The organism is Mycobacterium sp. E3198, from assembly GCF_001667015.1.
Lineage (GTDB): Bacteria > Actinomycetota > Actinomycetes > Mycobacteriales > Mycobacteriaceae > Mycobacterium.
Map to the genome: position 1 here is coordinate 23,041 of NZ_LZIS01000101.1, position 6,115 is coordinate 29,155.

Consider the following 6,115-nt stretch of genomic DNA (forward strand, 5'->3'; position numbering starts at 1 on the left):
AGGGCGTGCCCGAACTGCCCGAGATCGAAGCGCTGGTCGACCATTTGCGGCGCCACGCCGTCGGTTCGACGATCGGTCGCGTCGACGTCGGCGGGCTGTCCGTGCTGAAGACCTTCGACCCGCCGACGACCGCCCTGCACGGCCAGCCCGTGACGGGCGCCCAACGTTGGGGCAAGTACCTGGGGTTGCAGGCCGGGCAGCTGTTCTTGATCGCTCACCTGTCGCGCGCGGGCTGGCTGCGGTGGTCCGACAAGCTGGCGCCGGCGCCGCTGCGTCCCGGCAAGGGGCCGATCGCGTTGCGCGTGCACCTGGGTACCCCCGGCGAGGCGCCCGGCTTCGACCTCACCGAGGCCGGCACCCAGAAGCGGCTGGCGGTGTGGCTCGTCGACGACCCGCAGCTGGTGCCGGGCATCGCCGCCCTGGGCCCCGACGCGCTCGAGCTCAGCCCTGAAGACCTGGCCGGGCTCCTGGCCGGCAACAGCGGCCGGATCAAGACCGTCATCACCGACCAGAAGGTGATCGCCGGGATCGGCAACGCCTACAGCGACGAGATCCTGCACGTCGCCAAGATCTCGCCGTTCGCCACGGCGGGCAAGCTGTCGGCCGAACAGCTCACCGCTCTGCACGACGCGATGATCTCCGTGCTGACCGACGCGGTGAGCCGCTCGGTCGGCCAGGGTGCCGCGATGCTCAAGGGGGAGAAGCGCTCCGGTTTACGGGTTCATGCGCGGACCGGGTTGCCCTGCCCGGTGTGCGGGGACACCGTGCGCGAAGTGTCGTTCGCGGACAAGTCTTTTCAGTATTGTCCGACGTGCCAGACCGGTGGCAAGGTGCTGGCCGACCGGCGCATGTCCCGGCTGCTCAAATAGCGGTCCCTATGGCGGTCGAGCGTGGACTTGTGGTGGGGACAACCGCCTATCGAGCCCAACAACTCGACGTTGGGTGGGCACTAGCTATGCTGCCGGGGTGACTCGTCAGAAGATCATCATCACGGGCGCCAGTTCCGGCCTGGGCGCCGGGATGGCGCGTTCCTTCGCCGCCAAGGGCCGCGACCTGGGGTTGTGCGCCCGTCGGACCGATCGGCTCGATGAGCTGAAAGCCGAACTGACGCAACAGTATCCGGGCATCAAGATCGCCGTCGCCGCGTTGGACGTCAACGACCACGAGCAGGTGCCGAAGGTCTTCGCCGAGCTCAGCGACGAACTGGGCGGCATCGACCGCGTCATCGTCAACGCCGGCATCGGAAAGGGCGCGAAGCTGGGCTCCGGCAAGCTCTGGGCGAACAAGGCGACCATCGAGACCAATTTGGTGGCTGCCCTCGTGCAGATCGAAGCAGCGCTGGAGATGTTCACCAAGAGCGGCTCCGGGCACCTGGTGCTCATTTCGTCGGTGCTCGGCAACAAGGGCGTGCCGGGCGTCAAGGCGGCCTACGGCGCCAGCAAGGCCGGGTTGAGTTCGCTGGGCGAATCGCTGCGCGCCGAATACCGCACCGGCCCGATCAAGGTCTCGGTGATCGAGCCGGGCTACATCGAGTCGGAGATGACGGCCAAATCCGCCAGCACAATGCTGATGGTGGACAACGAAACTGGCGTCAAGGCTCTCGTTGCCGCCATCGAGCGCGAGCCGGGCCGCGCCGTGGTGCCCAGGTGGCCGTGGGCGCCGCTGGTGCAGCTCTTGCGAGTGCTGCCGCCCCGGTTCACGAAGCTGTTCGCCTGAGCGCTGACCGTGCTAGCCGCGAGCTGGGGGCACCACCCGCTTGCGGGGGAGCGTGTTTGTCCGCGACACGCCGCGCTGGCCCGTACAACTGCGCACGCTCGCGCCCAAACTAGTGGGGGACCGGTGTGTAATGCGCTGCGTCGGTGGTGAATTCGGGTTTGCCGTAGGTCGCCAGCCGCAGCTTCAGGAGCGCGATGACATACGCGTCGGTGACGTCGCGAAGCACCGGGATGCGGCTGGCGTGGCTCACCGCGGTGAAGCGTCCAATGATGAACGGCGCGGTGAGGGCCACCCGCAGCAGGTCCGTCGACCCGAGCGAGACGCCCATGGCCTCGGCCAGGTCGCGGTCGCCGCCGCAGAACGTGCGGACGAAAGTGAGCTTGCTGAAACTCTTTTCGACCGCCTCGGCGCACCGGTCGAACAGGGTGGTGTCGGGGCGCAGATAGGCCGCCATCGTGCCGCGAACGAGCTCTTGGCAGATGCTGTCGAACCCGTGGCGCAGCAGCGCCGAGCGCGCATGCATGACATGGATGATGTCGGCGGGTTCCGCGGGCAGCAGCTCCTCGGGCAGGCCGAGCAAAAAGCAGCGATACCTGGCGAATTCGATGACGGCACGCTCTTCTTTGGTGAATTCCGTCCGGCCTTGCTGGCGCGCCTTGCGGGCCAACAGGTACTGGCCGATCATTCCCGCGGGCATCTGGTCAACCTGCGGCACCGGCATGCCGTAGACGGCTGTATCCCATTTGTCCGATTTCTTCAGGGCGTTGTAGCGGACCATCGAGTGCATCAGCCGGACCATGGCGGCGGCCTCGAAGCCGGGGCCGTACCGGTCCAGCGCTCCGGGCAGCGTCGTGACGGCGAAGAAACTCGCCGTTTCGTTGACCCGCCTAGCCGCGCGCTTGCCCGAGAGCGCGCCGGTCAGGGCCATCGGCAGCGCGGCGTACGTGTTGGTGAAGGTCGCGATGAAGGCTCCCCGCGTGATGAAGGGGGCCAGCAGCGCCGCCGGAATGCGCTCCTGGCGGGCGCCCTCGCGCACCAGGTCGAAGTCGATCCACTCCGGGGTGGCCTCCATCGCGGCGATGAACGCGGCGAGCTCGGGCGGCGCCTCGGGCACGGCCTCGATTCCGTGCCGGCAGGCCCGGGTGAGCATGTCGATCAACTGCGTGACGCTGTGCGTGGCCATCAGCGCCGCGTAGGGATCGGCGACGACGTCGCCGAGCAATGTGGCCGTGCTGATCAATTCGAGGACCCGGTCGTCCTCGAGGATCGGCGCGCGGTCGGCGACCCAAGTCGGCAGGGCGGAGTCGACGTCCGGCTCGGTGGCCAGGCGATCCGGCGCCCGGTCGAAGTCGAAGTCCCCGTAGAGATCGGGCTGCAACTCGCCCTGGCTGCGGACGCGTCGCGCGAGTTCGGGGTAATACGTGGCCTTGGACATCACCAGCCGCCTTCGGATAACTAACAGTTAGTGAGTAATACTCACAAGGTGTTAGTTATGCTGTCAAGCGTGACGATGGCCAACGCGAAGCGAAGGATGACCGCCGAGGGCCGGCGCGAACAGATCCTCGACGTCACGCACGCGATCGTCGACGCCGACGGGTTCCACGCGGCAACACCGAATCGCATCGCAGAGCAGGCCGGCATCAATCGGTCGCTGATCTATCAGAAGTTCGGTGACCTGGCGGGGCTGTTCGTGGAACTGATCGACCGGGAGGCGGCCCGGGCGGGCGCGCAGTTCGCCGAAGCGATCTCGGGATTGGATGCCGCCGCCGACGATCAGTCGCTGGTGCTCGCGTTCGACGGGGTGCTGGCGGCCGTCGACGCCCACCCGGCGACGTGGCGGTTGTTTCTGTTCCCGCCGCAGGGCGCCCCGCCGGAGTTGTACGCCCGCCTGGCTCAATCGGAGGCCGCCGTCATCGACTTCTTCGTCCGGGAACTGCTGCGCCTCAATCGCCCGTTGCACGATCCCGAATACACCGCTCGAGTCCTGCACGCCGCCGGTCGGGAATTGTTGCGGCTGCACCTCAGCGATCCGCAGAGCGCGACCGTGGAACGCCTGCGCACGTTCGTGCGGCGGTTCGGCTCCGAGCTCGTCCCGACCGGTTGACGGCGCCCGCCGCGAAACGTCAGCCGGCGCGCCCTCTTTCGGTGCGGTAGCGACGCACCAGTGCGTCGGTCGAGCTGTCCGACTGTGGCGCGGGTGGGGAGTCGGCGGTGATCACCGGCAGCAGCGCCTTGGCTTGGGTCTTGCCCAGTTCCACACCCCACTGGTCGAAGGAGTCGATGCCCCAGATCACCCCCTCGGTGAAGACCTGGTGCTCGTAGAGGGCGGTCAGCTGGCCCAGCACCGACGGGGTGAGCCGGTCGGCCAGGATCGAGGTGGACGGCCGGTTGCCCGGCATCACCTTGTGCGGCACGACGTTCGCCGGCGTGCCGTCGGCGGCGATCTCCTCGGCCGTCTTGCCGAACGCCAACACCTGTGTCTGGGCGAAGAAGTTGCTCATCAGCAGGTCGTGCATGCTGCCGGTGCCGTCGGCGGTGGCGAGGTCGTCGATGGGTTGGCTAAACCCGATGAAATCGGCCGGCACGAGTCGGGTGCCCTGGTGCAATAACTGATAGAAGGCGTGCTGGCCGTTGGTTCCCGGTTCGCCCCAAAAGATTTCACCGGTATCGGTGGTGACCGGTGTGCCGTCGGCGCGCGTCGACTTGCCGTTGGATTCCATCGTCAGCTGTTGCAGGTACGCGGCGAAGCGGGACAGGTCGTTCGAGTAGGGCAGCACGGCGCGCGACTGCGCGCCCATGAAATTGGAGTACCACAGCCCGATCAGGCCGAGCAGGACCGGCGCGTTGGACTCCAGCGGGGCGGTCTTAAAATGCCGGTCGACGATGTGGAATCCGGACAGGAAGTCGGCGAAGGCTTCCTTGCCGATGGCCGCCATCACCGACAGGCCGATCGCCGAATCGACCGAGTAACGCCCGCCGACCCAATCCCAGAATCCGAACATATTGTCGGTGTTGATGCCGAAGTCGTCGACCAGTCGTTTGTTGGTGGACACGGCCACGAAATGCTTGGCCACCGCGGCGTCGCCGAGCGCGTCGGTCAGCCAGCGGCGCGCGGCGGTCGCGTTGGTCAGCGTCTCCAGGGTGGAGAAGGTCTTGGACGCGACGATGAAAAGCGTTGTGGCCGGGTCCAAGTCGGCGAGCTTGGCGATCAGGTCGGCGGGGTCGACGTTGGAGACGAAGCGTGCCGAAATTCCGGCATCGGCGTAGTGGCGTAGCGCCTGATACACCATCACCGGTCCCAGATCCGACCCACCGATGCCGATGTTGACGACCGTGCTGATTCTTTTCCCGGTGGCCCCGACCCATTCACCGCTGCGTAACCGGTCGGTGAAGTCGCCCATGGCATCCAGCACGGCGTGCACGTCGGCGACGACGTTCTGGCCGTCGACGGTCAGCTCGGCGTCCCGGGGCAGCCGCAGCGCGGTGTGCAACACGGCGCGGTCCTCGGAGGTGTTGATGTGCACGCCGGAGAACATCTGGTCGCGCCGCTCCTCGAGGTTAGCCGTGCGTGCCAATTCCACCAGCAGCCGCAGCGTCTCTCGGGTGACGCGGTGTTTGCTGTAGTCGATGTAGAGGTCGCCGACCGTGACGGTCAGCTCGCGGCCGCGATCGGGGTCGTCGGCGAAGAACTGGCGAAGGTGGGTGTCGCCGATTTGTTCGTGATGACTGCGCAGGGCGTCCCACGCCGGGGTGGCGGTGATGTCGGGGATGGTGTGCACGGAGGTCATGAGTTTCTCCTATGTCAAGCCGCTGCCGGTTGGCAAGGCTTTTGGCGGGTTTGTTCGTCGGTTTGAAGGTGGCCGAAGACAATGCGGGCTAAGCGGCGTTTGAGGCAGCGCAGCGCCTCGGTCTTGGAATCGCCCGCGGCGATGCGGCGTCGGTAGTAGACCTGCCCCAGTCCCTCTAGGCGGATCTGGGTGACTGCGATGCGGTGCAGGGCGGCGTTGAGTTGGCGGTTGCCCGAGCGGGTCATCCGCACGCGGCCTGCGGTGTTCCCCGACCACACCGGGACAGGCGCCACCCCGGCATGGCGGGCATAGGCGGCAGCGCTTTTGAAGCGGATCGCTCCGGCGGTTTCGCCGACCAGTTTGGCCGCCGTCAGCTCCGCGCAGCCCGGAAGAGCGAGCAAGGCCGGGGCGACGAGGCGTACTCGCTGTCCGATGCGCTGGGCCAAGGTGTCGATAGTCTCGGTGAGTCGAGTGATGTCGGCCAACTCCTCGCGAGCCAACTCAGCGACCAGCCCGGGCACCGTGGCCAACCAGTCACCGAGACTACGACGATGCTTGGCCGAATCCAGCGAACGAGCCTTAGGCGCGCGTTCGGGGTCGAGCTCGTGCAC

The 6,115-nt window shown here is 67.1% G+C and carries 6 protein-coding genes and 1 pseudogene; 4 read left to right on the forward strand and 3 right to left on the reverse strand.

Going from position 1 to position 6,115, the window contains the following annotated elements; genetic code table 11:
• Positions 1–5: 5 nt before the first annotated feature.
• From A5673_RS29985 to A5673_RS11820, 3 genes and pseudogenes are all read left to right on the forward strand, one after another.
• Positions 6–251: pseudogene (locus A5673_RS29985) on the forward strand (DNA-formamidopyrimidine glycosylase family protein); the annotation flags it as partial.
• A gap of 147 nt (positions 252–398) precedes the next feature.
• Positions 399–869 (forward strand): zinc finger domain-containing protein, encoded by a 471-nt coding sequence (locus A5673_RS29990; protein WP_231971018.1) that lies wholly within the window; start codon positions 399–401, stop codon positions 867–869.
• Positions 870–966: 97 nt separating this feature from the next.
• Positions 967–1,716: an SDR family oxidoreductase gene (locus tag A5673_RS11820; protein ID WP_068231759.1), complete on the forward strand. Its 750-nt coding sequence runs from the start codon at positions 967–969 to the stop codon at positions 1,714–1,716.
• A gap of 109 nt (positions 1,717–1,825) precedes the next feature.
• Here the strand turns inward: A5673_RS11820 and A5673_RS11825 are convergent, their stop codons facing one another.
• Positions 1,826–3,151 (reverse strand): oxygenase MpaB family protein, encoded by a 1,326-nt coding sequence (locus A5673_RS11825; protein ID WP_068231761.1) that lies wholly within the window; start codon positions 3,149–3,151, stop codon positions 1,826–1,828.
• A 96-nt stretch (positions 3,152–3,247) separates the two neighbouring features.
• On the opposite strand from A5673_RS11825, the gene A5673_RS11830 reads away from it, so the two are divergent.
• The gene (locus tag A5673_RS11830) at positions 3,248–3,820 is read left to right on the forward strand and encodes a TetR/AcrR family transcriptional regulator (protein ID WP_068231781.1); all 573 of its coding nucleotides are present in this window, start codon (positions 3,248–3,250) and stop codon (positions 3,818–3,820) included.
• Between the two features lie 19 nt (positions 3,821–3,839).
• Here A5673_RS11830 and pgi read toward each other — a convergent pair whose 3' ends face one another.
• Together pgi and A5673_RS11840 are read right to left on the reverse strand one after the other, a co-directional pair.
• On the reverse strand, positions 3,840–5,504 hold the full coding sequence (pgi, locus tag A5673_RS11835; protein WP_068231766.1) for a glucose-6-phosphate isomerase: 1,665 nt from the start codon (positions 5,502–5,504) through the stop codon (positions 3,840–3,842).
• A gap of 14 nt (positions 5,505–5,518) precedes the next feature.
• Positions 5,519–6,115: transposase (locus tag A5673_RS11840; RefSeq protein WP_156748103.1), on the reverse strand; the 597-nt coding region annotated here is incomplete at its 5' end.